Source organism: Synechococcus elongatus PCC 6301 (genome assembly GCF_000010065.1).
Lineage (GTDB): Bacteria > Cyanobacteriota > Cyanobacteriia > Synechococcales > Synechococcaceae > Synechococcus > Synechococcus elongatus.
Genome location: NC_006576.1, coordinates 1,069,067 through 1,095,816, shown reverse-complemented (window position 1 = coordinate 1,095,816; position 26,750 = coordinate 1,069,067). Strand labels below are relative to the sequence as shown.

General features: G+C 55.9%; 29 protein-coding genes. 17 read left to right on the top strand and 12 right to left on the bottom strand.

From position 1 onward, the window contains the following. Positions 1-12: 12 nt before the first annotated feature. Positions 13-198 (bottom strand): hypothetical protein, encoded by a 186-nt coding sequence (locus tag SYC_RS05205; RefSeq protein ID WP_155813891.1) that lies wholly within the window; start codon positions 196-198, stop codon positions 13-15. A 97-nt stretch (positions 199-295) separates the two neighbouring features. Between SYC_RS05205 and lipA the strand changes: the two genes are divergently transcribed. Beyond that, the gene (gene lipA / locus SYC_RS05200) at positions 296-1,189 is read left to right on the top strand and encodes a lipoyl synthase (RefSeq protein WP_011243291.1); all 894 of its coding nucleotides are present in this window, start codon (positions 296-298) and stop codon (positions 1,187-1,189) included. Here the strand turns inward: lipA and SYC_RS05195 are convergent. Continuing rightward, complete coding sequence (locus SYC_RS05195) at positions 1,186-1,749, bottom strand: NADPH-dependent FMN reductase (RefSeq protein ID WP_011243290.1); 564 nt, start codon at positions 1,747-1,749, stop codon at positions 1,186-1,188. The two genes, lipA and SYC_RS05195, sit on opposite strands and share 4 nt — an antisense overlap. Positions 1,750-1,827: 78 nt before the next feature. Between SYC_RS05195 and SYC_RS05190 the strand changes: the two genes are divergently transcribed. From SYC_RS05190 to SYC_RS05180, 3 genes are read left to right on the top strand one after another with little or no spacing between them, the layout of a single operon-like run. Next, entirely contained in the window at positions 1,828-2,097 is a 270-nt protein-coding gene (locus SYC_RS05190) for a YciI family protein (protein ID WP_011243289.1), read from the top strand. Beyond that, positions 2,079-2,771: a hypothetical protein gene (locus SYC_RS05185; RefSeq protein WP_011243288.1), complete on the top strand. Its 693-nt coding sequence runs from the start codon at positions 2,079-2,081 to the stop codon at positions 2,769-2,771. The genes SYC_RS05190 and SYC_RS05185 overlap by 19 nt, the downstream gene beginning before the upstream one ends. A 40-nt stretch (positions 2,772-2,811) precedes the next feature. Next, complete coding sequence (locus tag SYC_RS05180) at positions 2,812-4,959, top strand: cation:proton antiporter (RefSeq protein WP_011243287.1); 2,148 nt, start codon at positions 2,812-2,814, stop codon at positions 4,957-4,959. A gap of 33 nt (positions 4,960-4,992) precedes the next feature. On the opposite strand, the gene SYC_RS05175 is transcribed toward SYC_RS05180, so the two are convergent. Continuing rightward, a complete protein-coding gene (locus SYC_RS05175) occupies positions 4,993-5,502 on the bottom strand; it encodes a hypothetical protein (RefSeq protein ID WP_011243286.1) in 510 nt (169 codons plus the stop codon). Between the two features lie 56 nt (positions 5,503-5,558). Next, a complete protein-coding gene (locus SYC_RS05170) occupies positions 5,559-6,719 on the bottom strand; it encodes a hypothetical protein (protein WP_011243285.1) in 1,161 nt (386 codons plus the stop codon). Between the two features lie 130 nt (positions 6,720-6,849). Here SYC_RS05170 and SYC_RS05165 point away from each other — a divergent pair, with 130 nt between their 5' ends. The 4 genes from SYC_RS05165 to wecB all read left to right on the top strand — a co-directional run bounded on the left by SYC_RS05165 (position 6,850) and on the right by wecB (position 10,123). Further along, on the top strand, positions 6,850-7,581 hold the full coding sequence (locus SYC_RS05165; protein ID WP_234701803.1) for a TerC family protein: 732 nt from the start codon (positions 6,850-6,852) through the stop codon (positions 7,579-7,581). 8 nt (positions 7,582-7,589) lie between these two features. Next, a complete protein-coding gene (locus SYC_RS05160) occupies positions 7,590-7,973 on the top strand; it encodes a DUF6464 family protein (protein ID WP_011243283.1) in 384 nt (127 codons plus the stop codon). Between the two features lie 533 nt (positions 7,974-8,506). Further along, positions 8,507-8,899, top strand: a complete 393-nt coding sequence (locus tag SYC_RS05155) for a hypothetical protein (protein ID WP_041676967.1) — start codon at positions 8,507-8,509, stop codon at positions 8,897-8,899. Positions 8,900-9,004: 105 nt separating this feature from the next. Further along, the gene (gene wecB / locus SYC_RS05150; RefSeq protein ID WP_011243281.1) at positions 9,005-10,123 is read left to right on the top strand and encodes a non-hydrolyzing UDP-N-acetylglucosamine 2-epimerase; all 1,119 of its coding nucleotides are present in this window, start codon (positions 9,005-9,007) and stop codon (positions 10,121-10,123) included. Here wecB and SYC_RS05145 read toward each other — a convergent pair. After that, positions 10,120-11,472: an efflux RND transporter periplasmic adaptor subunit gene (locus tag SYC_RS05145; protein WP_011243280.1), complete on the bottom strand. Its 1,353-nt coding sequence runs from the start codon at positions 11,470-11,472 to the stop codon at positions 10,120-10,122. The genes wecB and SYC_RS05145 overlap by 4 nt on opposite strands. 59 nt (positions 11,473-11,531) lie before the next feature. Here SYC_RS05145 and ychF point away from each other — a divergent pair, with 59 nt between their 5' ends. Both ychF and SYC_RS05135 read left to right on the top strand, forming a co-directional pair. Continuing rightward, positions 11,532-12,623: a redox-regulated ATPase YchF gene (gene ychF, locus SYC_RS05140; RefSeq protein ID WP_011243279.1), complete on the top strand. Its 1,092-nt coding sequence runs from the start codon at positions 11,532-11,534 to the stop codon at positions 12,621-12,623. A 104-nt stretch (positions 12,624-12,727) separates the two neighbouring features. Continuing rightward, positions 12,728-13,447 (top strand): M48 family metallopeptidase, encoded by a 720-nt coding sequence (locus tag SYC_RS05135; protein WP_011243278.1) that lies wholly within the window; start codon positions 12,728-12,730, stop codon positions 13,445-13,447. Here the strand turns inward: SYC_RS05135 and SYC_RS05130 are convergent. Continuing rightward, positions 13,444-14,157: a response regulator transcription factor gene (locus tag SYC_RS05130; RefSeq protein WP_011243277.1), complete on the bottom strand. Its 714-nt coding sequence runs from the start codon at positions 14,155-14,157 to the stop codon at positions 13,444-13,446. The genes SYC_RS05135 and SYC_RS05130 overlap by 4 nt on opposite strands. Positions 14,158-14,351: 194 nt before the next feature. On the opposite strand from SYC_RS05130, the gene SYC_RS05125 reads away from it, so the two are divergent. Beyond that, positions 14,352-14,543: a hypothetical protein gene (locus SYC_RS05125; protein ID WP_011377622.1), complete on the top strand. Its 192-nt coding sequence runs from the start codon at positions 14,352-14,354 to the stop codon at positions 14,541-14,543. A 77-nt stretch (positions 14,544-14,620) separates the two neighbouring features. Further along, positions 14,621-15,235 (top strand): CPP1-like family protein, encoded by a 615-nt coding sequence (locus SYC_RS05120; RefSeq protein WP_011243276.1) that lies wholly within the window; start codon positions 14,621-14,623, stop codon positions 15,233-15,235. Between the two features lie 51 nt (positions 15,236-15,286). Here SYC_RS05120 and hslO read toward each other — a convergent pair whose 3' ends face one another. Together hslO and SYC_RS05110 are read right to left on the bottom strand one after the other, a co-directional pair. After that, positions 15,287-16,180: an Hsp33 family molecular chaperone HslO gene (gene hslO, locus SYC_RS05115; protein WP_011243275.1), complete on the bottom strand. Its 894-nt coding sequence runs from the start codon at positions 16,178-16,180 to the stop codon at positions 15,287-15,289. Between the two features lie 32 nt (positions 16,181-16,212). Next, positions 16,213-16,917 (bottom strand): ABC transporter ATP-binding protein, encoded by a 705-nt coding sequence (locus SYC_RS05110; RefSeq protein WP_011243274.1) that lies wholly within the window; start codon positions 16,915-16,917, stop codon positions 16,213-16,215. 74 nt (positions 16,918-16,991) lie between these two features. Here SYC_RS05110 and SYC_RS05105 point away from each other — a divergent pair, with 74 nt between their 5' ends. After that, positions 16,992-17,987, top strand: coding sequence for a Sll0314/Alr1548 family TPR repeat-containing protein (locus SYC_RS05105; RefSeq protein WP_011377624.1), 996 nt, complete (start codon positions 16,992-16,994; stop codon positions 17,985-17,987). A gap of 91 nt (positions 17,988-18,078) precedes the next feature. Further along, positions 18,079-18,534: a DUF3531 family protein gene (locus SYC_RS05100; RefSeq protein ID WP_011243272.1), complete on the top strand. Its 456-nt coding sequence runs from the start codon at positions 18,079-18,081 to the stop codon at positions 18,532-18,534. Positions 18,535-18,591: 57 nt separating this feature from the next. Here the strand turns inward: SYC_RS05100 and uvrB are convergent, their stop codons facing one another. Next, entirely contained in the window at positions 18,592-20,592 is a 2,001-nt protein-coding gene (uvrB, locus tag SYC_RS05095; protein ID WP_011243271.1) for an excinuclease ABC subunit UvrB, read from the bottom strand. A 119-nt stretch (positions 20,593-20,711) separates the two neighbouring features. Here uvrB and SYC_RS05090 point away from each other — a divergent pair, with 119 nt between their 5' ends. The 3 genes from SYC_RS05090 to SYC_RS05080 all read left to right on the top strand — a co-directional run bounded on the left by SYC_RS05090 (position 20,712) and on the right by SYC_RS05080 (position 22,955). Then, positions 20,712-21,425, top strand: a complete 714-nt coding sequence (locus SYC_RS05090) for a DevA family ABC transporter ATP-binding protein (RefSeq protein ID WP_011243270.1) — start codon at positions 20,712-20,714, stop codon at positions 21,423-21,425. Positions 21,426-21,525: 100 nt separating this feature from the next. Continuing rightward, a complete protein-coding gene (locus SYC_RS05085) occupies positions 21,526-22,188 on the top strand; it encodes an FHA domain-containing protein (RefSeq protein WP_011243269.1) in 663 nt (220 codons plus the stop codon). Continuing rightward, the gene (locus SYC_RS05080) at positions 22,185-22,955 is read left to right on the top strand and encodes an HAD family hydrolase (protein WP_011243268.1); all 771 of its coding nucleotides are present in this window, start codon (positions 22,185-22,187) and stop codon (positions 22,953-22,955) included. The genes SYC_RS05085 and SYC_RS05080 overlap by 4 nt, the downstream gene beginning before the upstream one ends. A gap of 1 nt (position 22,956) precedes the next feature. On the opposite strand, the gene SYC_RS05075 is transcribed toward SYC_RS05080, so the two are convergent. The 3 genes from SYC_RS05075 to SYC_RS05065 are packed head-to-tail and all read right to left on the bottom strand — an operon-like array spanning position 22,957 to position 26,591. Beyond that, positions 22,957-24,306: an FAD-binding oxidoreductase gene (locus tag SYC_RS05075; RefSeq protein ID WP_011243267.1), complete on the bottom strand. Its 1,350-nt coding sequence runs from the start codon at positions 24,304-24,306 to the stop codon at positions 22,957-22,959. Positions 24,307-24,308: 2 nt separating this feature from the next. After that, positions 24,309-25,625, bottom strand: coding sequence for a cytosine deaminase (locus SYC_RS05070; RefSeq protein ID WP_011243266.1), 1,317 nt, complete (start codon positions 25,623-25,625; stop codon positions 24,309-24,311). A 30-nt stretch (positions 25,626-25,655) separates the two neighbouring features. Then, positions 25,656-26,591 carry an RpoD/SigA family RNA polymerase sigma factor gene (locus SYC_RS05065; protein WP_011243265.1) on the bottom strand — a complete coding sequence of 312 codons (936 nt, stop codon included), beginning with the start codon at positions 26,589-26,591 and terminating at the stop codon, positions 25,656-25,658. Between the last annotated feature and the right edge of the window lie 159 nt (positions 26,592-26,750).

Sequence of the window (26,750 nt, the reverse complement as noted above, 5' to 3'; positions counted from 1 at the left end):
TGCTACCTGCCCCTACTTTTTCCAAGGCCAGCGGGTTCCCATCTCGGTCGCGGCTGACCAACAGAGGTAGAGGATGAGAACGGCGATACCCAGCAGAAAGGGCAAAAGATCGTTGGGCATGCTGAACAGCGATCGCTCCTGAATCGCGCCGTAGATTCGGTGATGATCGCTCTCAAGTCCCGTGGGCCAGTGTGTCACAATTCGAAAAGTTGCGATCGCTGCCTTCAAAGCATCCTGTCAGTGACTGCGATCGCTGCTCTATCTCCACTGATTAGCCCGAACTGAGGAGCGTCTTTTGGTCGTCAAACCGGAATGGCTGCGAGTCAAAGCACCGCAGTGGCAACGCGTCGGTAACGTCAAGCAAGTCTTGGCGGATCTGGGGCTGAATACCGTTTGCGAAGAGGCATCCTGTCCCAATATTGGTGAGTGTTTTAACGCTGGGACGGCCACCTTTTTGATCATGGGTCCGGCTTGCACGCGGGCTTGCCCCTACTGCGATATCGACTTCGAAAAGAAACCCAAAGCGCTCGATCCGACGGAGCCGCAACGACTCACAGAAGCTGTGGGCCGACTGAATCTCAATCACGTCGTGATCACGTCAGTCAATCGTGATGACTTGCCGGATGGTGGTGCTGAGCAATTCAAACGCTGTATTGAAGCGGTGCGATCGCGATCGCCTCAGACCACGATTGAGGTTCTGATTCCCGATCTCTGCGGCAACTGGGAAGCGCTGGAAATTATTTTGTCCGCAGCGCCCGAGGTGCTGAACCACAACATCGAAACGGTCTCACGACTCTACCGACGCGTGCGACCCCAAGGTGACTATCAGCGATCGCTGGAACTATTGCGCCGCAGTCGGGAACAAGCGCCGTGGATCTATACCAAGTCTGGCTTGATGGTGGGTCTTGGTGAAACTGCGGAAGAAGTGCAGCAGGTCCTGGTGGACCTCCGTAGCGTCGACTGCGACATCGTCACGATCGGTCAGTACCTGCAGCCGACCCAAAAACATTTAGGCGTCGATCGCTTTGTCACGCCGGCGGAATTTGATGCTTGGCAACAGCAAGGCAGTCAGCTCGGCTTCCTGCAAGTCGTGGCTTCACCCCTGACCCGCAGTTCCTATCACGCCGAAGAAGTGCGCCGACTGATGCAGGAATATCCGCGTCAGCGACCGGCGATCGCCCTGAATTAAGTCCGTTCCAGATAGCTGACCAGCGATCGCCCTAGGTTGAGAAAAGCCTCCTGTTGAGCCTCCTCCTGCAGTTGATCCTGGTCATTAAACGCCAAGTCAGCCCTAGGCAGCGATCGCTGCTGGGGCAGGACAATCGTGCCGAGATTATGGAGGACGTCTCGAACGTGGAAGAGTCCGCGCAGTCCGCCCAACTGTCCCGGTGAAGCCGACATCAAGATCGCCGTTTTGTTGCGGAAGGGACTGGGTGTGCCGTTCGGTTCTGGCCGAGAAGCCCAGTCGATCGCATTTTTCAGTAGCGGTGTAATCGAGCTGTTGTATTCCGGGCAGGCAATCAGCCACCCGTCATGCTGCCGCAGCAAGCGTTTGAAGCCAACGGCGCCCGGCGGTAAGCCCTGCTCGGCCTCCTCATCCTCGTTAAAGATCGGCAGGTTGAGATCCTGCAAATTGGTCAGGGTGACTTCAGCGCCTGCCCGATGGGCGCCTGCCGCCGCGATCGCCACTAGGCGCTGATTGTAGGACTGACGACGGCCGCTGCCGGAGAAGGCCAGAACTTTGACCATGGCGAAATCCAGAGGCTCCTGTGATTGAGCATAGCGGCAGCATCGATAATGCCTGAAAAGTCTCACTGCACTGACAAAATGGCCAAGTTTGTTCTCTGGGGTCGCTACTGCGAGGAGGTTCTAGAAAAACGGGCTCCCCACCGAGAAGCGCACCTCGCTGGTCTAGCGGTGCAAAAGGAGCAAGGTCTGCTGATCACCCTCGGCCCCACCCAAGACCTGACCCACGTGTTTGGAACTTATGAGGCGGACACGATCGAAACCGTCAAACAGGCGATCGAAGCGGATCCCTATTGGCAAAATGGCGTCTGGACGGAATATGAGGTGCGTGAGTGGATTCAAGCCTTCTAAAACGATCGCTAGCGGCGATCGCCTGGCTATCGCTAGTCAGTTACACAGCCCTATTGGCTCCGCCGGATGACCCGCAAACCTGGGATCTGATTCGGCGGCTGTCCTTGGGACAGTGGCAGGGAATTAACCTGCTGATTGTGGCGCTGTTTAACGCCATGGGGCTCTGGCCACTGCTCTACGGCCCACTCTTGCTCCTCGATGGCCATCAGCGAGGCTGGCGAGCTTGGCCCTTTGCGATCGCCAGTTTTGGGGCGGGAGCGTTTGCGCTGCTGCCCTACTTTGTTTTTCGTCCGCTACCCACCGGTTCGTTGCCTGTTGCTTGGCCGCCGTTGCTCCAGAAGCTCGATCGCCGCTGGTTAACCTTACCCCTAGGGATAGCGATCGCCCTGTTAGGACTCTTGGCGCTGCAAGGGGATCTGGCTGACTTTGTGCAGCAGTTCCAGACCAGCCGCTTTATCCAAGTGATGACGCTGGACTTTGCTTGCTTAACGCTGCTGTTCCCAGTGCTCTTGCTCGAAGATGCGCACCGTCGCGGCGATCGCCGACGTATTTGGCCATTGATTGGGTTCCTGCCGTTGTTAGGCGCGGTGATTTATCAAGGCTGGCGCTTACCCTTGCCAAAGGCCAAATCCTTGTCTGCAAGCGATGAGGCAACAGCAGCTGCAATTTCCTGAAATCGTGCTGCCATAGGAACATCGTGCACCTGAGGCCACCATGCACTTCAGCCACGTTGTGGTCGTCCTGATTGAAATTCTGGTCGTCATCCTCTGCTCGCGGTTACTGGGCTCTTTGGTGCATCGGTTTGGCCAGCCCCTCGTCGTCGGTGAGATTGCGGCGGGAATTCTACTAGGGCCGTCTTTCCTGGGAGCGATCGCTCCGAAATTAGAGCTAGCGATCTTTCCGCAGGCGAGTGGGTCTTACCTTGAGCTACTGGCTCAGGTTGGCCTCATCTTTTTCATGTTTTTGATCGGGCTGGAACTCAATCCCCAATATTTGCGAGGGCGACTGCGGCTGGCTCTCTGGGTCTCAAACCTGAGCGTGCTGCTGCCCTTTGGTTTGGGCATTGGCCTCGCGATCGGGCTACAGCGCTTCTATCCAGCGATTTTGGTTCAGGGCGTCGGTCTGTTGCCTGTCAGTTTGTTTCTGGGTGTGGCGCTGTCGATTACCGCCTTTCCGGTGCTGGCACGGATTCTGACGGAGCGCAACCTACAACGCACGCCGCTGGGGAGTTTGGCTCTGACCTGCGCCGCGATTGATGACTTAACGGCTTGGTGTCTGCTAGCGATCGCGATCGCGGTAACCCGCACCAACAGTATGGTTGCGGCGATTCCCACGATCGTTCTAGCAATGCTCTACTGCGGTGGCATGTTGACGATGGGTCGACGCTGGCTGGGTAACGTGATTAGCCGTTGGTACGCCCGCAGCGGTGAACTCTCCCAAGTGCTGCTAGCCACGATCTACATGGGAGTACTGGTTTCAGCACTGCTGACCGAGTTAATCGGCATTCACTTCATCTTTGGTGCCTTTTTGTTGGGTGTGATCTTGCCCAAGAATCAGGCGCTAACCCGGGATTTAGCCCTGCGCACCGAAGACTTTGTGTTGACGATTTTGCTGCCAGTTTTCTTTGCCTACAGCGGGTTGCGCACGGATCTCAGCCGCCTCAATCAACCGGCACTCTGGTTCATTGGTGGGCTGATTTTGGTCGTGGCGATCGCGGGCAAAGTGGGTGGAGCTTACTTGGCAGCCCGTTGGGGCAACATGTCAGTCCGAGAAGCGCAAACCCTTGGTTGGTTGATGAATACGCGGGGCCTGACGGAACTGGTCGTTCTCAACATTGGCTTGAGTTTGGGGGTGATTTCGTCAGAGTTGTTCACCCTGCTGGTGATCATGGCGCTAGTCACAACGGTGATGACGACCCCGCTGCTCAATCGTCTTTATCCACAACGGCGAATTCTCTCGCTACCGCAGCCCCAGCTGCCCAATTCCGATTCAGCCTATCAAGTGCTGGTTCCCTTAGCGAATCCGCAAACTCAGCGCCAGCTGCTGAGTGTGGCGGCCGATTTAGCCCTGAGCGATCGCGGCATGGGGGTGATCTATCCCACCAATTTGCTGGAAATCAACAACGACTATGGCTTCGATGACATGCCAGTCGAAGTCGAGGCCGAACTCCAGAACCTGCACCAGGGAATGGCTCGTCTGCTGGGGGAACTGCGCCTGCCGCCAGCAGTAGTGCTGCCGATCATCCGCTCTTCAGGCAACGTTGGTCGTGATCTCTGTCAGTTGGCCGATCAAGCCCAAGCAGATTTGATTTTGGCGGGCTGGCATCGCTCGACGGTGGGGGATAGTCGCCTGGGGGGACGGGTGGGATATCTGCTCAACCACGCTCCGACGGACGTGGCAATCTATGTCAACAAAGACAGCCATTCATCACGGCGTCGGTTGCTGGTGCCCTACGGTGGTTCGTCCCATGATGATCTCAGTTTAGAATTGGCACTCCGCCTGTTGCTAGGGCATCCCCAACGACAGCTACGACTGCTCCAGTTTGAAGCGATCGCGGGAGCAGAACTCAGTGCTGAAGCCCGAGATTTACTGGATAGCCTCAGTCCGCAATTGCGCGATCGCATTCGCTATGAATGTCTGTGGCAGCAAGATCCTCTGGACTTCTTGATTGAGGCAACGGCTGAAGCCGATCTCACTGTGGTGGGTACGAGTCCATCTTGGGGTCTGGCACGCAAGACCCTCGGTTTCTATCCCGATCGTCTGGTTGAAGCCTGTCAATCTTCGTTGATCGTGACGCGTCGCTACACCGCTATCAGTCGTCATCTCAGCCCGCAAACCTTGTCGCTTGCCACCACTCAATGATGTTGCTATGGGTAAATCGAGAGCTGCTTTTCATTAGTGGAAAGGAACCATGATTTCGCGACAGCATTGATCCACAGGATGGTTGCTAATCCAGTTGTCTTTAAGAGTCGTGTGATCGCTACGCCAGAGCAGGTGTGATTGATTCCAGTCATCGATTAGAAAGAGCGCCTCGGACGCACTTTGCTGGGCTATGTCCGCAAATAAGGATTGAATAGACTGACTCTCTTCGAAGGCTCTTGCCATAGCTGAGTAAGAGGAAGTCGCGGTTGTCAGCAGATAGCGATCGCCAAAAGAAAACGCAGTCCAGACACAACCGATCGCAACATGATCAGCCAGTTCTAGTGCTTGAGTCTCCAAGGTTTGGATGACCTCATCCAGCGCTACAACAAAACAGAGGCAAATATCAGGCGGAGCAATTTGGGTTGCCAGAATCGATCGCAGCTCCTGTTCAGTTGCGGGCATGGTCTTTTGAATAATCAGCTCAAAGAGTGCTGCAGTTTGCTCAATGGGCGTAATAATCTGCAGTGAGACAAGTCGTCCCATTTCACGTCAGTCTCTCTCAGGGAACGTTGCGATCAGCACAGCAGAACCGTCAATGCTTAAAACGGCACGGCTTCGCTGCTGGGGGGTGGCGACAGCCGGTGCAAATAATGCAAAAAGTCGAGGAGTTCCTCAGTCGTCAACTGCTGGCGACTGGCCTTGCCGTAGGTCTGCCGCAGATGATCACTACCTTGGCGATTGGTCCAACCCAGTCGTTTCACGGCCGCACTGGTCAGTTCCATGGCTTCGCTGCGATTCGGCTGCTCAACTGGCGGAGCGATCGCCGGTGCAGGGGTCGGTATCACCGTCGGCTCCGGTAAGGGTGGCAAGGAGACCGTTGGAGCCGCTTTCGGTTCCGGTTCTAGAGCGATCGTCGGTTTCGGGGAGAGCCCTGGGGTTGGCAGCGATCGCAAATGATCCAGAAAGAGCAGTAACTGATCGTAGTCAGCAATCAGCGCGCGCGATCGCTTGCCAAAGTGTTGCAGCAGATAGGCTTGCTCTTCGGCTTCGCTCCACATCAGTCGTTTAAGTTCGACTTCAATCTCTGCCAGATCTTCCGACCAGTCGGTGGGCACTGCAGACAGGCTCGCAGTGGGTGCAGGCGGCTGCTCAAGCAATGGCAATTCAGCGGTCACAGCTGCCGGTTGTGCCGGTCTAGGGCGATCGCGTTCTGGCAGGGCTGTTTGAGTAACGCGGGGTTCTGACGGCAGTTCTGGTTCTGCCTCGACCTCATCGAAGGCTGGGATTTCTGGTTCCAGCTCCGGGGCGATCGCCGGAGGAGTCGCAGCGATCGGTGTACTGACCGCTGCGAGGGCGCGATCGTTGGCGGGAGCTGCCAGTGCTGGCGTAGCCTGAGCCACAACTTGGACTTCCCATTGGGTTGGAGCGCTGCATTCGGGACTGAGCCCCAACAGCTCCAAGACTCGCAGGCGGGCGCGATCCTCCGCTTCTTCGATTTGAGTAGCTGCCCCTAAGCCTGTTGCAAGGGTTTGCCCACCAATTTCGACCTGGGCACGCACCACAAATTGCTCGCCCTGCACACTCACAAGCTCTGCCGTCAGGCTGGCATTGGGATACTGCTGGCGTAGCTGTTGGTAGACCTGTAAACGGGTTTGGACAGCCGTTGCCAACGCCAGTGGATGATTGCGGTGTGCGAAGTCAGCGTCCATAGCAGTTTGATGACGGACTTGGACAGCGATCGCGGTTCCGGTTGGGTTCATTCTAAGCGGCTAGGCAAGCCGACTGATTGTACCGCTGCGCCTAGGCGCTCCCCGCCCGATCGGTGGACTGGGCTAGAATTTAGGCCTAGTCTCGCCTTGGATGTTGGCTGCTTCGGCAATCGCCCCCACCATGCTCACTGAATTCATCGGAACTCCTCACTTCAGTAGTGACTTGCTGTTACTGCTGCCGTTGCTCGTAGTTTTGGAAGCCGTCTTGTCTGCGGACAATGCGGTGGCTTTAGCTGCGATCGCGCGCGGGCTCGAGAATCCTGAGCAGCAACGCAAAGCCCTTAACCTCGGCCTTGTGGTTGCCTACATCCTGCGAATGCTATTGATTTTGACAGCCTCGTGGGTCACGCAATTTCGACTGGCGGAGTTGGCGGGTGCCCTGTATCTGTTGTGGCTTGCATTTAACTACTTTCGGCCTGACGGTAGTGATACCGAGGGAGAAAAACACCATCACCGCTTCACGAGTCTTTGGGCATCAATTCCCACGATCGCACTGACCGATTTGGCCTTCTCCCTGGATAGTGTGACCACTGCGATCGCCGTTTCGCGGGAAACCTGGTTGGTGTTGTTGGGCGGCACGATTGGCGTGATCACCCTCCGATTCCTCGCGGGCCTCTTCATCCGCTGGCTGAAGGAATACGACAACCTAAAATCAGCGGGCTATGGTGCCGTGGCGCTGGTGGGCTTGCGGTTGCTCGTGCGCGCGATCAACGAATCCTTGACTCCCCCAGAATGGGTGATGGTCAGCTGTATTGTCGTGTTATTCATCTGGGGTTTTTCCAAAAAGACCCTGCCCCTCGCTGCTGAATCCGAGGAAACCGTAGAAGTTACGAAAGATCCCCTCAGCCTTTAATTGCAGTCATGACCGAACTCTGGCTGTCGGCCGGTCTTCCTACCGATGTCTTCCTAGCCAAGAATCAGCAGCATCTTGGTTCTCTGCAGCTCGACTGGCTACCGCAGCCTGCCAGTCATGTCGAAGTGGCCGATCGCAGCTATGCGGTGCTAGAGCGACGCCATCGCTACCAATATCGAGCGGGAGCCTACCGACTCAGTCAAATTTCGCTCTATGTGCAAGCAGCGCCGCGGCCGAATGAACGCAGTTTTTGGCAGGGACGCTGGGTGATTGGCGACAGTAGCTGCCTCTACAATGCCCACTCAAAACTATTGCGCTGTGCTGTCCAGCCCGAAGGTCCCTGCGCCGGTTGCCGCAGCTATGAAGCGCGATCGCCCGAGGCAAATCCCTGATCAGTCCACGACGGATTTACTGCGACTCCTCATGCTTCGGTGAGTGCAGGAGTCACCAGTCCGCTGCCTCGCGGTATCCCGCGAAGCCCGTAACAGTTCGCCATCAGCGATCGCCAGCTGAGAGCGATCGACGGAGAAATCTGAGAATTCTTGTAACATCATTTTCTTTCAGAAAGAAATATTTATCCTGCTCAGAATCAAAATTCCTAGAAGATAACGTCTGAGCCTATTTCAAGCTTTTTGATCTTCCAGAGAGTAATCCGAAAAGGATAGCTAGATTGCAGTTACCACCAAGGCTTTCGACCTACAATTGCTGCTATTGCGTATTTATACTTAGGTGCTTTTGCGTTCCTAGGCTCGACGGATTGGACTAGGAATTTCTACTGAATTTCCGGGTCTTAACTGACTCTAAAGCAAACTTTTGTTAACAGTGTTCATAATCCCAAAAAACTTCTCTTAGGATGTGTCCAAGTCTGCAGCCATCTCGCAGACAAAGCTTTTTCACCTCTCACGACTGTTCAGGAGCTAGGGTCATGGTCGCAGCTCAGCTGTCCGTCCCCGTACGGGGTTCGCAATTCTGGATTCGGGGCTTTTTGCTCTGGATGTTCACGTTCCTGGTTTGTTTCCTGGTCGTGGGCTTTCCAGCGGTGGTCGTGCTGACTGCGATCGCAGCTTTGGCTTCGGTGGTTCTGCAAGCAGTGATGCCAGTCAGTGCCGTCTTGCTCGTCAGCGGCTTGGTCTTTGGTGGGTTGTTGCTCGCGAGCGTGATTCCTGCGGTGATGCTGACCTTGCGGGGGGTTCATCCGCAAGAAGTGACATGGCTGCCTTGGCTGAATGGAAACACGGATGCAACGGTGACTTCGCGGTTTGCGGCTTGCCCCCTAACCTGCGAGGCTCGACAACTAAGTCGATTCAGCGTTCTCTAGGGCGTGATTTGAAATAGAAACCCGGTCGCAAACACCGGGTTTTTTTTTGTGGGGATGTTGCGCCAGCGATCGCTATAGGATGGGTGGGTCGATCCTGTACCCGCCATGACTCAGGCTCCGATTCGCGTCTGCATCACCTTGGGAACTCGCCCCGAAGCGATTAAGTTGGCGCCGGTGATTCGAGCCTTTCAGCAGGACCCTACTTTTCAAACCCAAGTGGTCCTGACTGGCCAGCACCGCGAGATGGTTGAACAGGTGATGCAGCTGTTTGGCCTGCAACCCGATCGCGATTTGGCGATCATGCAGCCCCGCCAAACCCTGACTAGTATTACCAGTCGCAGTCTCGAAGGACTGGAAACTCTATTCCAAGAGTTAGAGCCACAACTGGTTCTCGTCCAGGGCGACACCACCACTGCCTTTGCGGCAGCCCTAGCGGCCTTTTATCAGAAAATTCCTGTCGGGCACGTTGAAGCGGGCCTGCGTACCGATAATCTCTTCAATCCCTATCCCGAGGAGGCCAATCGGCGGCTGATTTCGCAAATTGCCCAGCTTCACTTTGCACCGACGCCGTTGGCGGTTGAGAACTTGCGAGCTTCTGGGGTGGTTGGCGAAGTGCATCTGACGGGCAACACGGTGATTGATGCCCTGTTGACCGTGGCCGATCGCCAGCCTGACTGCCCGATCGCGGGTTTAGATTGGTCGCGCTATCGGGTGCTGCTCGCAACGGTGCACCGCCGTGAAAACTGGGGCGAACCGCTGCAGGACATTGCTCAAGGCTTCCTAGCGATCCTCGAAGCGGTGCCGGATGCTGCCCTCCTACTGCCCCTGCACCGCAACCCGACGGTGCGGGAGCCGCTGCAAGCCTTACTGGGCCAACATCCTCGCGTCTTTTTGACTGAGCCGTTGGATTACAGCGAACTGGTCGGTGCGATTCAACGATCGACCCTGCTGCTAACGGATTCGGGCGGTTTACAAGAAGAAGCTCCCAGCTTGGGTAAACCGGTGTTGGTGCTACGGGAAACAACAGAGCGGCCGGAGGCAGTGACAGCCGGCACAGCCAAATTGATTGGTACCCAAGCCGATCGCATTGCCCAAGAAGCCCTGACCTTGCTCCAAGATCCGGCCGCCTATGCAGCGATGGCCAATGCGGCAAATCCCTTTGGCGATGGTCAGGCTTCTGGCCGGATTGTCCAGCTCAGTCGCCAGTTCCTCGGCAGCGCCTAGCGATCGCTGGTTTCGGGGTTCCACTTCTGTCCCGGCGGGAGGTCAATAAAGATCCGTTCATCGCGCTGGAGTCCTTGTAGGATTTGGGTTTCGTTGCCAACGGCAGCACCCAAAATCACCGGTCGAAACTCCGGCTTGCCGGCAGTATCGGGAATCAGCACCCCGCTTTTGCCTTCGCGGGTGACGATCGCGACGGTTGGGATCACCAGTGCTCGGGGCAGCGATCGCCCAATGAAGTCGAGGTCCGCGTTCATCCCGGATCCCAGCTGGTTCTGGCCAGTTTGCAAGGTCACCCGAACCTGAAAAGAGGTGACGTTTTGCTCTTCCACTGCTTCTGGTGCTACCAACCGCACCTTGCCCTCAAAGGTCTGTGTCGGGAAAGCATCGACCCGCACCTGTACCGACTGGCCGACACGAATGCGGCTGATGTCCACTTCTGGGACTTGTGCCAGCACTTCCAGTCCTTCGGCGAGGGCGACGATCGAGGTAGACGTGGCGCTGGCGGTGGCGGAAGCAGAGGTGGTTGGCGTCACAAAAGCGCCCGGATCGGCGTAGCGCTGAGTAATGATGCCGCTGAAGGGCGCGCGAATTTCTGTGTCGGCAAGCTGCACTTCTACGGATTGGAGGCGACCGATCGCTTCACCAACGCGGGCTTCGGCCTGCCGAACTTCTTCGGGCCGAGCGCCATTTTGCAATTCCTGCTGGCGACGTTCGACCTCACGCAACCACCCGATCGCCTGTTGGAGGGCCGCATCGGTTTCAGCCGCATCAGTCAAAGCGCGATCGTAGGCTTGGCGAGCGATCGCCCCTTCTCCTACCAAGGCTTCCTGCCGTTTTAATTCCTGCTGGGCCAGAGCGCGACGCGCGGCGGCTTGTTGGGCAGCCGCTTGAGCCTGGCGAATCGCTTCGCGACCTTGGTCAAGCACTTCAGGGCGAGTGCCGTTGCGCAGTACCTGGAGTTGTGCCTGGGCAGCAGCGAGTGCGGCTCGGGCTTGGAGTTGCTGGGCGCGGAGCTCGCGGTTATCCATGCGGGCGATCAGCTGACCCTGCTGGACTTTCTGTCCTTGCTCCACCAACACTTCGACCAAGAGACCGGCGGTCTTGGGGCTGAGGTTGACGGTGCGAATCGGAACAATGCTACCGCTGGCAGTCACTTTCTCTTGTAGCGTCTCGACTTTGACCGGCACTGTGTAGCGATCGAGAACGGCTTCACTCGCCCGCGATCGCAGCAGCCACCAGATCCCCGATCCACTGCCGATCACCGCGATCGCAATCACGATGAGCACCCACGGGTGAACTTGCCGAATCGGCTCCAGCCATTTCACTTTCATGGGTGTTGAGGAAGTCATGCGAGAAATTCTGATTCTAACGAGCGAGGGGAGAGCGGCAGCGCGGTAGAGTAGATGCCATGCTTAGAGCCGGTATTGTTGGCCTACCCAATGTAGGCAAATCCACGTTATTCAACGCGCTTGTGGCGAACGCTAAAGCCCAAGCCGCCAATTTTCCGTTCTGCACAATTGAGCCGAACGTCGGAGTTGTTGCCGTGCCGGATACCCGGCTGGCTGCCCTGACAGAGATCTCTAGCTCAGAGCAGACGGTACCGACGCGCATTGAGTTCGTCGATATCGCAGGCTTGGTCAAAGGGGCCAGCCAAGGTGAAGGGCTGGGCAACCAGTTTCTGTCCCACATTCGCCAAGTTGATGCCATCGTTCAGGTGGTGCGCTGCTTTGATGATGACGACATCATCCACGTGGCAGGTTCCGTCGATCCAGCGCGGGACATCGAAATCATCAACTTGGAGCTAGCGCTGGCTGATCTGGGGCAAATCGAACGCCGGATTGAGCGACTGCGCAAACAGGCCCGCACGAACAAGGAAGCGGCAGCTGAACTGGCAGTTTTAGAGCGACTCCAGCCCCATCTGGATGCTGGCAAGTCCGCGCGACAGTTTGAGCTGACAGAAGAGGAAGAAGCGCTGATTGCGCCCTTAGACTTGCTGACGCGCAAGCCGCTGATCTACGGAGCGAATGTCTCGGAAGGCGAGTTAGCGACGGGGAATGCCTACGTTGAGCAAGTGCGATCGCTAGCCGCTGCAGAAAATGCGCAGGTTGTAATCATCTCTGCACAAGTGGAAGCGGAGCTGGTGGAACTACCCGAGGAAGAGCGAGCCGACTATCTAGGCTCCTTGGGCGTAGAAGAAGGTGGTTTGCAATCCTTGATTCGGGCAACCTATGCGCTGCTCGGTCTGCGGACTTACTTCACCACGGGGCCGAAGGAAACACGGGCTTGGACGATTCGGGCTGGCATGACTGCTCCACAGGCCGCAGGTGTGATCCACTCCGATTTTGAGCGCGGTTTTATCCGAGCAGAAACTGTTGCCTATGCCGATCTGGTTGCAACAGGCTCTATGACCGCTGCCAAAGAAAAAGGGCTGGTGCGCAGTGAAGGTAAGGAATACATCGTCCAAGAGGGTGATGTGATGCTCTTCCGCTTCAACGTGTAGCGATCGTCCCCATAAGTCCCCGCCTAGTTAACCCTCTGCTGTTGATCGGTGGAGGGCTTTTAATTGTGCAATGCTCACTGCGATCGCAATAACAATTCCTCCTGATGAGCAAGCTCCCAGCACCCCAAACTTGGATTCAGTTGGATGATCTCGCGATCGCGGTTGTACGCAAACCGATTAAGCACCTCTACTTTCGGGTCTATCCTCCGGATGGTCGCATTCAAGTCACCGTGCCGCTCCATTGCAGAGAAGCTGATCTCTTGCCCTTGTTGCAACGCAAACAGACATGGTTGACCGAGCAACAAGCGAAAGTCCGATCACGACCGACTGCTATGCAATTAATCAGTGGCGAAATCCATTATCTCTGGGGTATTCCCTATCAGCTTCAGGTTCAACCCCACACCTCTAAGCGATCGCTTCACTTCGACCACGCAGCTAAAGTGCTTACCCTTCAGACTGAGCCGAATGACTCTTGCAGCGATCGCGAGCGCCTTTTACACCAGTGGTATCGCCAGCAATTACAAACCCAAATTCCGCCCTTACTCGATCACTGGCAACCCAAACTCAAGGTCACTGCTGCAGAATGGCGAATCAAACGCATGAAAACTCGCTGGGGCAGTTGCAACATTCGCGATCGCCGGATTTGGCTCAACCTAGAGCTCGCGAAATACCCGCCGCATTGCTTGGAGTCCGTCGTCGTGCATGAGCTTGTGCATTTGCTAGAGCATCACCACACGCCCCGTTTCTATCAGTTACTCGATCAATTTCTACCGACTTGGCGGGTCAGCAGCGATCGCCTTAAGTACCCGCCCGCCTTTCCCTAGGCCAGTCGCGAAAGGCTCATTCCTGTTGACTCAAACTTGTAGCCCACCCCGCGCACCGTTTGAATTGGACAAGCCAGCTCGGGATTGACCTCAAGCTTTTTGCGGATTTGACCAATGTGTACATCGACCACGCGCTGATCGCCGACGTAATCGTATTCCCAAACTTCCTGAATCAACTCATTGCGCCGCCAAACGCGATCGGGATGCGTTGCCAGAAAGTGCAACAGATCAAACTCCAAGGCTGTCAACAGGATGGGTTGGCCTGCAAATGAGACCTCGCGCCGGGCCGGATCAATCTGCAATTGCTCGTAGTGCAGCGCTGGCTGGCTGGCAGTTTCGATATGGCGCTGCCGTCGTAAAATCGCCGCGATCCGCGCCCCCACACTCATCAGCGAAAACGGCTTGGTGATGTAGTCGTCCGCGCCTTTAGCAAAGCCGGTCAGAATATCGGCCTCATCATCGCGACTGGTCAGCAAAATGACGTAGACGCCTGTGCGTTTCTGAACAATCTCGCAGAGTTGATAGCCGTTGGTATCCGGCAGGTTAACGTCCAGAATCAACAAATCTGGGCTAAAGCGCTCGAACTGAGCCAAGGCACTGCTGCCATCGATTGCGGCTTCTACCTGATAGCCTTGGCGCGATAGAAAGCGCACTAACAAAGTTCGGACCGCGCTGTCATCATCCACGACCAAAATTTTGGCTGTCTCCATTGGCTTGCGCAGACCTTTTGATCTGCCCTTAGTCTAGAGAGCTGCTCTGGCTTTCACTGAGCCTTAACATTCCCTTCGCGATCGCGATCGATTGGCATAGTCTGCTTTATGCAAGCTTTACAGTCGCTTGATGCCAGCTTCATGGCTATCCCAGTAGCGTGAAGCCTAGGCCAGGTGTGGGGAGTAAAGGTGCAATGCTGACAGAATTACCGATTGCGGCTCAGACCGCTGCGCTAGCGGCCCTGACTGCAGTGGTGATTGGACCGTGGTACCCCAAACTGCAGCAGTCGCCCTTGCAGCAAACTCTGCTGCGATCGAGTCTGGCGGCCCAGTCCGTCTGCCGCGATCGCGAGCCAGCGACCCTCTGGCCCACGCCCTTCTGCTAGACAACAACTCGAGCATTGGGCTGGACGCAATACCATAGAGCAGAGAATTTCAACCCACTCTGTAGAGCCCAAGTGCGATGGCAGACCAAACTCCTTACGAACGGCTGGGTGTTGCAGAATCCGCCTCTTTTGATGAAATTCAAGCAACCCGCGATCGCCGGCTGGCAGAACTAGAACCCGATTCACCGCAGCGGACTGCCATCGAGACCGCCTACGACGCCATTCTGATGGAGCGCTTGCGGCTACGCCAAGAAGGCAAGATCAAGGTGCCGGAGCGGATTCGCTTTGCCGAAAAGCCGATCGTAGAGTCCAAGAAAACACCGACGTTCCCGACACCCTCGGCACCAGCCTGGGCGGGTCGCTTTTTTGATAAACCTCAGCCGCAGGAGTTGTTGATCAGCTCGCTGCTCTTTGGCGGGCTGCTGGTGGTGTCGCTCTTCCCGCGCCTACAACCCACTATTCTGCAACTGCTGCTGGTGGCCGGGATTGGCAGTGCAATTTGGCTGGTGATGCGTAAAGAGAACCACTTTGGGCGGGCTGCTCTCTTCTCTTTTGCGGCGTTGCTAGTGGGGCTGCTCGCCGGTACCGCGATCGCGGGACTCATTCCTGTTCTTGGCCCGCTCAGCCCCGAGCAGATTGCCACAGCCTTTGCCCTGCTGTTGCTCTGGGCGATCGCCACCTTTCTGCACTGATTGGGCGATCGCGGTTTGTCCGAGCTAGCAGTTTTGGAAGAGTGGACAGGATTAAGCGGCGGTTTCCAAGTCGCTGATCAGTTCTTCCAGCTCTTCAATGCTGGCTTGATAGACCTCGCTACAAAACTCGCAGGTTGCCTCGGCCCCTTGATCCTTGGCGATCATGTCGCGCAGTTCCGGTGCCCCAAAGATTTTGAGAGCGCCTAGCATCCGTTGGTGGGTACAGGGGCAGAAAAACCGCAGCGATCGTGGTTCGGCCAGAATTGTCAGATCCAAGTCGCCCAGCAGGTCTTCCAGAATCTCTGGCAAATCCTTGCCCGATCGTAGGAGTTGCGTGAAGCCTTTCAGATGGCTGATCCGCGATTCCAGCAAGCTGACCAGCTCTGGATCGCGAGCGGCTTGGGGCAGCACTTGAATCAATAGCCCACCGGCGGCTTCGACCCCTTGGCGATCAAGATAAACCCCTAGCAGAATCGCTGAAGGTGTTTGCTCAGAGCTGGCCAAGTAGTAGGCTACATCGTCGCCAATTTCGCCGTTGACCAGCTCGACAGTACTGGTGTAGGGCTGACCGTAGCCGACATCTCGCATCACATGCAGGTAGCCGGGGCCAATGGCGCGGCCGACATCGGGTAATCCTTGGGTGTTGGGCTCAATTTCAATCGCGGGATGTTCCACATAGCCGCGCACGGTGCCATCTAAGCCAGCATCGACCATCAACCCCCCGAGGGGGCCAGCGCTGCGAATCCGCAAATTGACCCGTGAACCTTCTTTTTTCATGCTGGAGGCCAGGAGCAGTCCCGCTGCCATGCTGCGCCCCAGGGCCGTGGTCGCCACAAACGACAGACCGTGTTTACGCTGAGCCTCGGCAGTGAGATCAGTGGTGATCACGCCGACGGCACGAATGCCACCACCTGCTGCAGTCGCTCGAATCAGTTGGTCTGCCATGTGCTCGATCGCTGGGTGAACAAAAAAGACTCTTAACAAATGCTAATCTGCTGGTCCAATGCCTGGGCTGACGGCTGCACTGGCCAGGGTTCCAGCCGACCTTGGACAATTCCCCACTGGCGATCAGCGATCGCGGCCAGTTCCTGCGGTTCATGGGTGACGATCAGCAACCCCCAGGTTTGCTTCAGTTCCTGAAACAGCTGAATCAACTGACGACGCATTGACCAATCGAGGCCGGCTGTCGGTTCATCCAACAGCAAAATGCAGGGCTGGCGAATCAACTGCACTGCGAGTGCCAACCGCCGCTGTTGACCGCCGCTGAGTTGGTAAGGCGAAGCAGAAAAAGGTAAATCCCCCAGCCCCACCGAAACTAGAGCCGATTTGACCTGATCGCGACTGATTTCAGGATGTCCGAGGCGCAACTCCTCCAGCACGGTATGGCCGCAGAAATGCCGCTCAGGAAACTGAAAGACTAGCCCAGCGAGCTGCCGTAGTTGGAGATAGTTCAAATCCTGATCACGCCAGGTGACTCGCTCCTGTTGTGGAATTATCAAACCGGCGAGGAGTTCTAGCAGCGTCGTTTTGCCAGAACCGCTGGGGCCAACAATCAAACCTAGCTCCGGGAAGCCCAGATCGAAGCTGATATTGTCTAAGATGGGCCGTGAACTCGCGGGAGGATGGTACGAAATGCCGTCCAGTTGCAGGGTCAAAGGCTTAAGCGATCGCAACCGTTCCATTCTGCCAGTTGCCTCTTCTGGAACGAGTGAGTTCTGGCAACGTCTTTCTGCTTTCTATCGCTTCTAGCGCCGGCATGAATATTCGCTTGGTCCATCGTTTGATTGCTGCAAGTTGTGCGGTCGTTCTCTGCAGTACCGTCGGTATCCCCGCGGGGCGGGCTGGCGATCCTTTCCGCAGCAGCAATCCCCAGCCGATCAGTGCTTCGACGGCAGCAGCCTTTACCGCTGCCTTTCAACAGGGCAACTATCCCGCTGCCGAACAAGCCCTGCAGCAAGCGCTGCGCCAGGACTCTTCGGATCCTTTGGTGTTTGCCTTGGCGGGCAGCCTAGCGTTTGCCCAGCAAAATCGCCAAGCCTTTGCCGACTATGCTCGCCAAACCAAGAGCAAGGCCCAGGCGATCGCCCCTCAACAACCCCTGCGCAGCCAGCTCTACATTGCAGTGGGCGAGTTGATGATGGCGGCTTCAACCTTGCTGCCCCAACTGACGGGGGATGGAGGGGTGCCGCTGGCGGCTGTTCCCCAAGCCTTACAGTCCCTCCAGACGGTCTACGGCAGCTTGCGGGCGGCCGCTCAGATCAATCCCAATGATCCTGAGTTGAATCTGGTGCAAGGTTTCGTGGATTTGATAGTGGCGACCAATCTGCCCTTGGCCAATCCCAGCGGCGCGATCGCCAAGCTAGAAAAAGCCAGCCCGCGTTACCTTGCCGATCGCGGCATTGCTCTCGGACTGCGGAATCTCAAGCGCTATCCCGAAGCGATTCAGTACGTTGATCGGGCGATCGCGGCGGCTCCCGAGAATCCAGAGCTGCGCTATCTCAAAGCCCAAATCCTCGTGGAACAGAGCAAAGCCACCGGTGATGCCAATTTGCGGCGAGCGGCAGCAGCAGAATTCCAAAAGGCACTGGCAAAATCTTCGCAACTGCCGCAACCCCTGGTTTGGCAACTCTTTTTTGAAGCCTGCAATAACCAGAAGACCTTCGACAATCGCGGCCAAGACTGTGTGTCACTGCGCGATCAAGTGACCCAAGCGCCAGGCCCCTGGGGACCAGCTACTCTGCCGCCCCTCTAGTGCCCCACTCTAAGCTGTAGGTTCCAGTCAGAGCCAGTGATGACTGGCTGTTGGTTCAGTCGTTGAAACCTTGAGGAATTTGGTCTCGCCCATGCAAATTGAATTTCGTGAATTTAACCCCTTTGACTGCTGGATTTGGGTGGAATTTAGTACTGTCCCTGCGCCCTTAGAGCAGCAATATCTAGAGGAATTGTTTGACTCCTGGTTTTTCCTAGGCAAGCTAGGTGGCTTCAATGCTGAAAACCTGCAAGCTCAAGAAGAGGGCTTAGAACTGAGTTATATGAGCTATCAGTCAGCTCAAGAGCGTTCTAGCCTGGCCGCCCTGATGCACAACATGGGAGAAGTCGAGTATCAAGGGCGTTGGGCTCGCTGCTGGTTTGATCTGGGTACCAGTGACGCGATCGCTTTAGACGTATTGCTGAATGCCCTTCAGCGTCTGAGCGAAGAAATGGTTGGGCTAGAGCAAGTCTTTGTCGGTGGTGAAAATGCCGACTGGCCCTCACCCGGACGCCGTAGCTTGGACTTTGCCGCAGACGACTGGAATTAGTTCCAGCGATCGCACATTTCAACTGGCGTGGGAGTGGATGCCTGCTAGATCGGGTTTTTAGTGGCGACCCACCAGTCGTTCACGTAATTTCTTAATGCGATCGCGGTATTGAGCAGCCTCCTCAAATTCCAGATTTTTAGCGGCCTCTTTCATCTGGGCTTCTAGTTGCGTAATCAAGTTGGGAATCTCTTCGAGGGAGAGATCATCGGCTTGACTGACTGCTACTTCTAACTCTTGCTTATTCAGCCGCCGCGAGACTTCAAGGAACGAGAGAATGGCGTTGCTCGATCGCTTGATAATCGGTTGAGGGGTAATGTTGTGACGTTGGTTGTAATCCAATTGAATACGTCGCCGTCGTTCCGTTTCACTGATCGCCTTCTCCATACTTTCGGTCATGCGATCGGCATACAGAATCGCTTGGCCATTGATGTGGCGAGCTGCTCGCCCAATCGTTTGAATGAGGCTGCGTTCCGTCCGCAAAAAGCCTTCCTTGTCGGCATCCAAAATAGCGACTAGGGATACCTCTGGCAGGTCTAAGCCTTCCCGTAGCAAGTTAACCCCAATCAAGACATCAAAATCGCCATTGCGCAAATCCTGCAGGATTTCAATTCGTTCGATCGAGTTGATCTCTGAGTGGAGATAGCGAACTTTAACGCCGCGATCGCTCAAATAATCCGTTAAATCCTCAGCCATTCGCTTGGTCAGCGTCGTAATCAATGCTCGCTCTTGGCGACGGACCCGCTGCTGAATTTCAGCGAGGAGATCATCAACTTGTCCTTCCGTGGGGCGAACGAAAACCTCGGGATCAACCACGCCTGTCGGGCGAATCACTTGCTCAACAATCTGCTCTTCCGATCGCTCTATTTCCCAATCACCAGGCGTTGCTGAGACAAAAATGCACTGACGCACTTTCTCCCAAAATTCCTCCGACTTTAGTGGACGGTTATCTGCAGCGCTTGGCAAGCGGAAGCCGTGATCCACCAAAACCTTTTTGCGAGACTGATCACCGTTATACATGCCCCGCAACTGCGGAACGGTGACGTGGGATTCATCAACAACGAGGAGCCAATCTTTTGGGAAGTAGTCGATCAGACATTCTGGGGGCGATCCGGGCTCGCGGCCAGCGAGATGGCGGGCATAGTTTTCAACGCCGTTGCAGTAGCCCACTTCCTGCAGCATTTCGAGGTCATAGCGGGTGCGTTGCTCGAGCCGCTGAGCCTCCACCAGTTTGCCTTCTGCTTGTAAAGTCAGGAGCTGCTGATTGAGTTCTTCTTTGATTTCTGCGATCGCAATTTCCAGCCGTTCTTCTGGCGTCACAAAGTGACGGGCAGGATAGATATTGAGGCGATCGAGGCTTTGGAGGATTTCGCCGGTGACTGGATCGATATAGCGAATCGCATCAATTTCATCACCAAAAAATTCGACCCGAATAATCCGATCCTCATAGGCTGGGCCGATTTCGAGGACATCGCCTTTCACCCGGAATCGACCGCGACCTGACTCCAGATCATTGCGACTGTATTGAACATCAACGAGTTGTCGCAAAACCTCGCGCATATTGATTTCAGCCCCGACTTCTAGCGGGATTGCTGCTTTTAAATACTCGCTAGGAATACCCAAGCCATAGATGCAGCTAATTGAAGCAACGACAATTACATCACGTCGCTCAAATAAGTTTCGCGTGGCGGAGTGCCGAAGCATATCGATCTCTTCATTGATCGAAGCTGTTTTGGCGATATAAGTGTCGGTCACCGGAATGTAAGCTTCCGGTTGATAGTAGTCGTAATAGCTGATGAAATACTCGACGGCGTTATTCGGGAAAAACTCACGCAGCTCATTGCACAGCTGAGCCGCTAAGGTCTTGTTGTGGGCCAGTACTAAGGCTGGGCGCCCCACCTGCGCAATCACGTTGGCGATCGTAAAAGTCTTGCCCGTTCCAGTCGCGCCCAGCAAGGTTTGATAGGGAGCACCGGCCTGAACTTGTTCGACCAACTGCGCGATCGCAGTCGGTTGGTCTCCCATCGGTTGATAGCGGGCTTGCAGTTGAAAGGGCGTCATGGCGATGCGGCTGCCGGTGTTGCTTGAAGATAGCAATCCTGCTGAATTCAGGGGCGATCGCCCCGGGTAACTGACCCAAACAGTACCGCTAAAATGCAGGCAGCTCTTTGGATAAGGTCATGAGCAGCGACGCAGTGGTCTCCATTCGGAACCTCGACCATTTCTATGGCCATGACTCGCTGCAGAAACAAGTCTTGTTTGATGTCGGCTTTGACCTTAACCCAGGCGAAATTGTCCTGCTGACTGGCCCCTCGGGCTGCGGCAAAACGACCCTCCTTACCCTGATTGGGGGCTTGCGATCGGTGCAGGCCGGCACCCTCAGCGTTCTGGGCCAAGAGTTACACGGTGCTAGTCAGCGCCAGCGCGTTGAAGTGCGCCGCAACATTGGCTATATCTTTCAGGCCCACAATCTTCTCCGCTTCTTGACTGCCAGCCAAAACGTGCAGATGACCTTAGACCTGCAGGCAGATCTCAACTGGGATGAACGCATCGCTCGATCGCATCAAATGCTAGAGGCAGTTGGCCTTGGCGATCATCTCGACTACTATCCCGAAAACTTATCCGGCGGTCAAAAGCAACGGGTTGCGATCGCCCGCGCCTTGGTGGGCCGTCCCAAACTGGTGCTGGCCGATGAACCCACCGCTGCCCTCGATCGTCAGTCGGGGCGGGATGTCGTAGACCTGATGCAGCAGCTTGCGAAAGAGCAGGGCTGCACGATTCTGCTGGTCACCCACGACAATCGCATCCTAGATATTGCCGATCGCATTTTAGAAATGGAAGATGGTCGCCTTGTGAAAGGTGGACTGACCAGCCCTGTGCTCCAGAAAGCCTAAATTTTCTGCGGTTCCCGACAGGCAAGAAGGCACTGGAGGAGGCACAATATCCCATACGACTCCGACTTCGTGAGCCGACTTATTGTTCTAGGAAACTATTGTGTCGATCATCAGCCTCGATACTCGAGTCAAAGTTGGCAATACCGACTATGCGCTTTCGGAGCTGTTCGAATTGGTCGATCAGCAAACCAGCGACTATGGAACCTCCCTCAATGCACTAAAGCAGGCGGTGGTTTCGGGTGATCTGACGATCATCCAACAAGTGCTCCAAAACAGTGCTGCAGCTCTGCGAAGCTTGGCTTCTCTGCAAAACACGTTGGAAAAGGTGCTGACCCTCGACTTGGCAGATCCAGCCCAGCCGGAACACGTCTTTATTGTTGAAGATTCGCGTGGTGCAACCGAGCTCAAGCTCTATAAATCTCACTACACCATTGGTAAGGCTGATTCCTGCGATATCCGCCTCCATTCCATCTATGCCTCACGGCAGCATGCCACGTTGGTGCGCTTCCTGACAGAAAACGGTGAGGTTCGCTATCGCCTGATCGACGGAGATCCAGAGACAAGTCGCCGCAGTGCCAATGGCACCTACGTCAACAATCGCAGCATTACCGAGTGTGACCTTAAGCACTACGACCAAATTTTGTTTGGTGCGGATGTCAAAGCTACCTACTTCTATCTCAGTCCACAGTTCCGTAGCCTGACCGGTCTCCAAGATCCGACGGTGAGTCTGTCGCCGGATAGCACCACTGAATTCGAAGCGTGATCTCGTTCCAAGTGCCCCAGGCGATCCAGCAGGCCAACCTTAGTGCCGTTCGCTTGATCGTCAGCGATCTTGACGGGACTCTGACAGCGAGCGATCGCTTGTCTGCGGCTCTGATCGAAGCCTTCGAACAGCTGGCAGCGGCTGAAATAAGAGTGCTCATCAGCACGGGGCGATCGGTGGGTTGGGGCATGGCCTTGGCCCAATACCTGCCGGTGGCAGGCGTGATGACCGAGAACGGCGGCGCGATTTGCTGGCCGGAACAAGCACCGATTATCCTCAGCCCGATCGCTGCGATCGCCGATCACCGTCAGCAGTTGCAGCAGTGTTTCCAGCAAATCCAGCAGCATTGGCCCCAGCTGCAAGCAGCGGCTGATAATGCCTTTCGGCAAACGGACTGGGCCTTTGATGTGACAGGGCTAACGGAAGCCGACCTGACCCAAATAGCTGCGATTGCCATGGGGCAAGGGTTAGATTTTGTCTATAGCGCCGTTCAGTGTCACTTGCTGCCGCGCGGCCAAAGCAAAGGGCGATCGCTCTGGCAAGTTTGCCAATCAACTTTTCCTGCGTTGCAGCCTGAGCAAATTGTGACCGTGGGCGATAGCCCCAACGACGCCAGCCTCTTTGCCGAGTTTCCTCTGAGTGTCGGTGTGGCCAATCTAGTGCCGTACCTTCATCGTCTGCCCCAGCCCCCACGTTACCTTTGTCAGCAACCGGAAGTGGCAGGTTTCCTGGAACTAGTTGAGGTGCTGCTGCGCGATCGCGCTTAGCTCAGACCGTACGATCGCCGTACTTCTCGCGCCAGGCACGCATCTTACCCGGATTGAACAGTCCTTGGGGATCGACTTGCTCCTTAAAGGTCAACTGCTGAAGATCAATTTGCTTCATGCCGCCGTCTTCGAGGCAGTAGGTATGCGGATCAAATAGGATCGCGCCGGCTGCGGTCAGCTGATCAGTGAGTTGTTGGAGGCGATCGCGCCCTTCAAAGCGCACCAAGGGTAGGGCTGCGACTCGGACTTGACCATGGCTGCGGATCAATTCCAAATGCCAGAGCAGGTTGTTGCCCCAGTCCTGTTGAATGTGCCTGATGAACTGCGCTTCTTCTCCCAAGGGCAGCAACATTTGCAGATAGGTCCAAACTGGATCAACGCTGCGGGCATGGAGGGTGGTGTGATTCCAGCTCTGCTCCATCAAGGTGAACAGCGGTTGATCCTGGGGCGATCGCTGCCAACTGATCCGGCCTCCCAGTTCTGAGGCGATCGCCGTCGCCCCTTCTAAACTCGGCTCTGTCAGGAGTAGCAACACAGCGCTTTCGCCTGTTTGCCAAGAATCCTTGAGCGCTTTACAAAAACTAGGGATCGGGTCGGCGAGAACGCAGACCATCTTCTTGATCAAGCCATCCGCCTCGGCGATCGCTTGGGCAAAATCCAAAGCAGCAGCCCAGCTCGGGAAATCGACCATGCATTCCTGCCAGTCGTAGGCGGGCGCGAGCGGAATCTCCAGCTCGGTGATCAAGCCCGTGCAACCGTAGGCATGGTTGATCGCTTGCACGGCTTCGCCTTGTAGCTCGACAAAGCGCGGTTCTGCTTCCAAGGTCAGCACCTTAGCCCCCAACAGATTGCCGCGATCGCGCAGTTGTCCATGGGTGATCGAGCCAATGCCACCGCTGCCGCCTGCAAAGAACCCACCGATGGTGGCTGTGCGGTAGGTCGACGGTGCCCAGCGGAGTTCCCACCGACTCGGACGCAGGGCGCGATCGATCGCAGCCAGTTTTGCGCCCGCCTGAACTCGTAAGCGAGATTCACGCTGCCAAACAATTTGATCAAAAGCGGTGAGATCGACTAGCAATCCTCCGTGGAGCGGCGTGCATTGTCCGTAATTACCCGTGGCTGCACCGCGCACCGTCAAAGGGATTTGCTCTTGCACGCAGACCCGCGCGATCGCCAATAGATCCGCTTCGCTACGGGGATAGAGGACGCGATCGGCGGCCCGATCTTGCAATTGTGGCCAGAGGATCGGACTGAAATGGGCGTAGTCCAAGGACAGGCGCTGACAGGTCGCCCGATCGCGATCGCTTTCAATGTCAGCCAGCGCTAGATCTACTGCTGTCCAATCCACCATTGCTACTGCGCCAAGATTGCATCTAATTCAGCATAGTCAGGCAGTTCCGGCGCGATCGCGCGGCCATTGCGCACAATCAGGCGATCGCTTTGGGGGCGAGCCAGCAGTTCTGTGAAAGAACGGGCGTTAAAAATCACGAAATCAGCCCGCGCCCCGATCGCAATCCGGCCTTGATCTGGCAGTCCTATCCAATCCGCCGGCGTACGGGTGACGGCAGCAGGCCAAGGTGACCCAGGATGATCGAGCTGCCCAATTCGCACCGACTCTCGAAAGACTTCGACCATGTCCAAATCGCCGTAAGCATAGAAGGGATCGCGGCTGTTGTCGCTGGAGAGGAAGGTGGGAATCCCTGCCGCTTGGATTTCTTGAACTGGGGCAATACCGCGCAATCGTGGCGTCCGACCGGCCTGCCGATCCTGTAGGTAGGAATTGCAGAGCGGTAGTGAGACAATCCCCAGTCCCGCCGCTTGCACTGCCTGTAACTGAATCGGTAAGTCTGCCTCGGGTTGTACGGACAAGCTACAACAGTGGCCGCAGAGCACTTTACCGGTGAAGCCGTTGCGTTGGACGGCAGCAGCTACCTGCAGCAGAGTGCGATCGCTTGGATTGAGGCTTTCATCCACATGCAAATCCAGATCGAGCTGGCGATCGCGGGCAAGATCCAGCAGGCGATCGAGTTGCTCATCCAAGGCTGGCGACGGAAAAGTTACTCCACCGAGTAGACCGCCTGCTGCCGCTACCAAATCGGCGAGCCGCTCTCCTGCTACCCCCTGATAGTGATCGAGGGAGACTAGCGAAGCGGCTTGGAGCGTCAGGCGATCGCGCCAGCGTTCCCGTAATTCCTGAAAAACAGTGAAGCCCTGGGCTGCCAAATCACCTGCAGAATCGAGATGGGTGCGTAGCGCGACCGTGCCGTGGGCGTAGGCACAGCGCAGGCTAAATTCCATCCGCACCAGCAACTCATCGGAATTCCAGTGGGTTTGAGAATCCGCGATCGCCGTCGTCAAAGCGCCATCAAAACTGCCGTCAGGATTGGGACTGCGCGGCCAGATATGTCCTTTATCGATGTGGGTGTGGATATCGACAAATCCGGGCCAGAGTTGCCGACCCTGTAAATCCAGACTGGCGACGTTGCCAGCGCTGGACTGGGTGGGGGCGATCGCACAAATCTTGCCCCTGTCGATCTCAAGATCGATCAGAAAGTTACCTTCCCAATCGGGTTGACCGAGGCTGCTCCAGTCAGTGAGGACTGCTTGTGGAACCCGCGCTTGCTGCAGACAGTAGCGATCGCTCTCAGGCAAGACAAGAGACAGGATCACGTCGGTTTAGCCCCAGCAACCGGAGCTAGCCTAGCAAGCCTCTGGGCAAAGCGGTTGTTGACTCAAGACCCGCAGTTTTTGCAGTGCCCGAGCTTCAACTTGACGAATCCGTTCGCGGGACACATTCAGCCGCCGACCAATTTCCGCCAAGGTGTGTTGCTCGCCGTCGTGGAGACCAAAGCGCAGTTGCAAGACCTGCTGCTCACGTTCGGTCAGGTGTGCCAACCAAGTCGAGATTTGCTCGTGCTGGATGTGGCGATCCATGGCGTCCATCGGCTCTAGACTCTTGGGATCCGGAATCAAGTCTCCCAAGAAGCTGCGGCCATCGTCGCCCCGTGCTTGGGCATCCAAGCTGGTGCAGGGGGTCGATTGGCTGAGCAGCATTTCTACATCTTGAAGCGGCAACTTTAACGCCTCAGCGATTTCGGCACGGCTGGGCAATCGCTTGAGCTGATGAGTCAGCTCTCGCGTCATTTTTTTGATGCGGCTAATTTTCTCGCTGACATGAATGGGAAGACGAATCGTGCGGGCATGATTGTCGATCGCCCGAGTCATGCTTTGGCGAATCCACCAGTAAGCGTAGGTCGAGAATTTATAACCCAAGGCTGGGTCAAATTTTTCAACTGCTCGCTCTAAACCAAGTGACCCTTCTTGGATCAAGTCGAGTAGTTCTAGGCCTTGATTCTGGTATTTCTTCGCAACACTCACAACCAACCGGAGGTTGGCTTTGAGCATTTTTGTTTTCGCTCTTTGACCGGCCTGTAAGACCGCTTGGTTCTCTGAATTGCTCTCGGCATCTGGGTTTTCCAACAATGCCATCATCAGTTGAACCTTGCGTGAGAGTTCAACCTCTTCCTCGGCAGTGAGGAGCGGAATTCTACCGATTGAACTGAGATACCAGCTGACATGATCACTGGTGTGTCGCTCAACCGCTGCGTTCAGGTTTCGGCGTTCCTGTACGTTCATGGCCGCTCGCTGAGTTTTGCGGAGACTATAGCACCGATCGCAGAAAGGACAACAGCGATTTTTCTAAAGTTTCTCTAAAAGGAGAAAATTCAGCCTTTTTGCTTCAAAGAACTGTTAAGTAGATGACAGTCTTTGTTGCATTTAGTAGTTTGGGATACT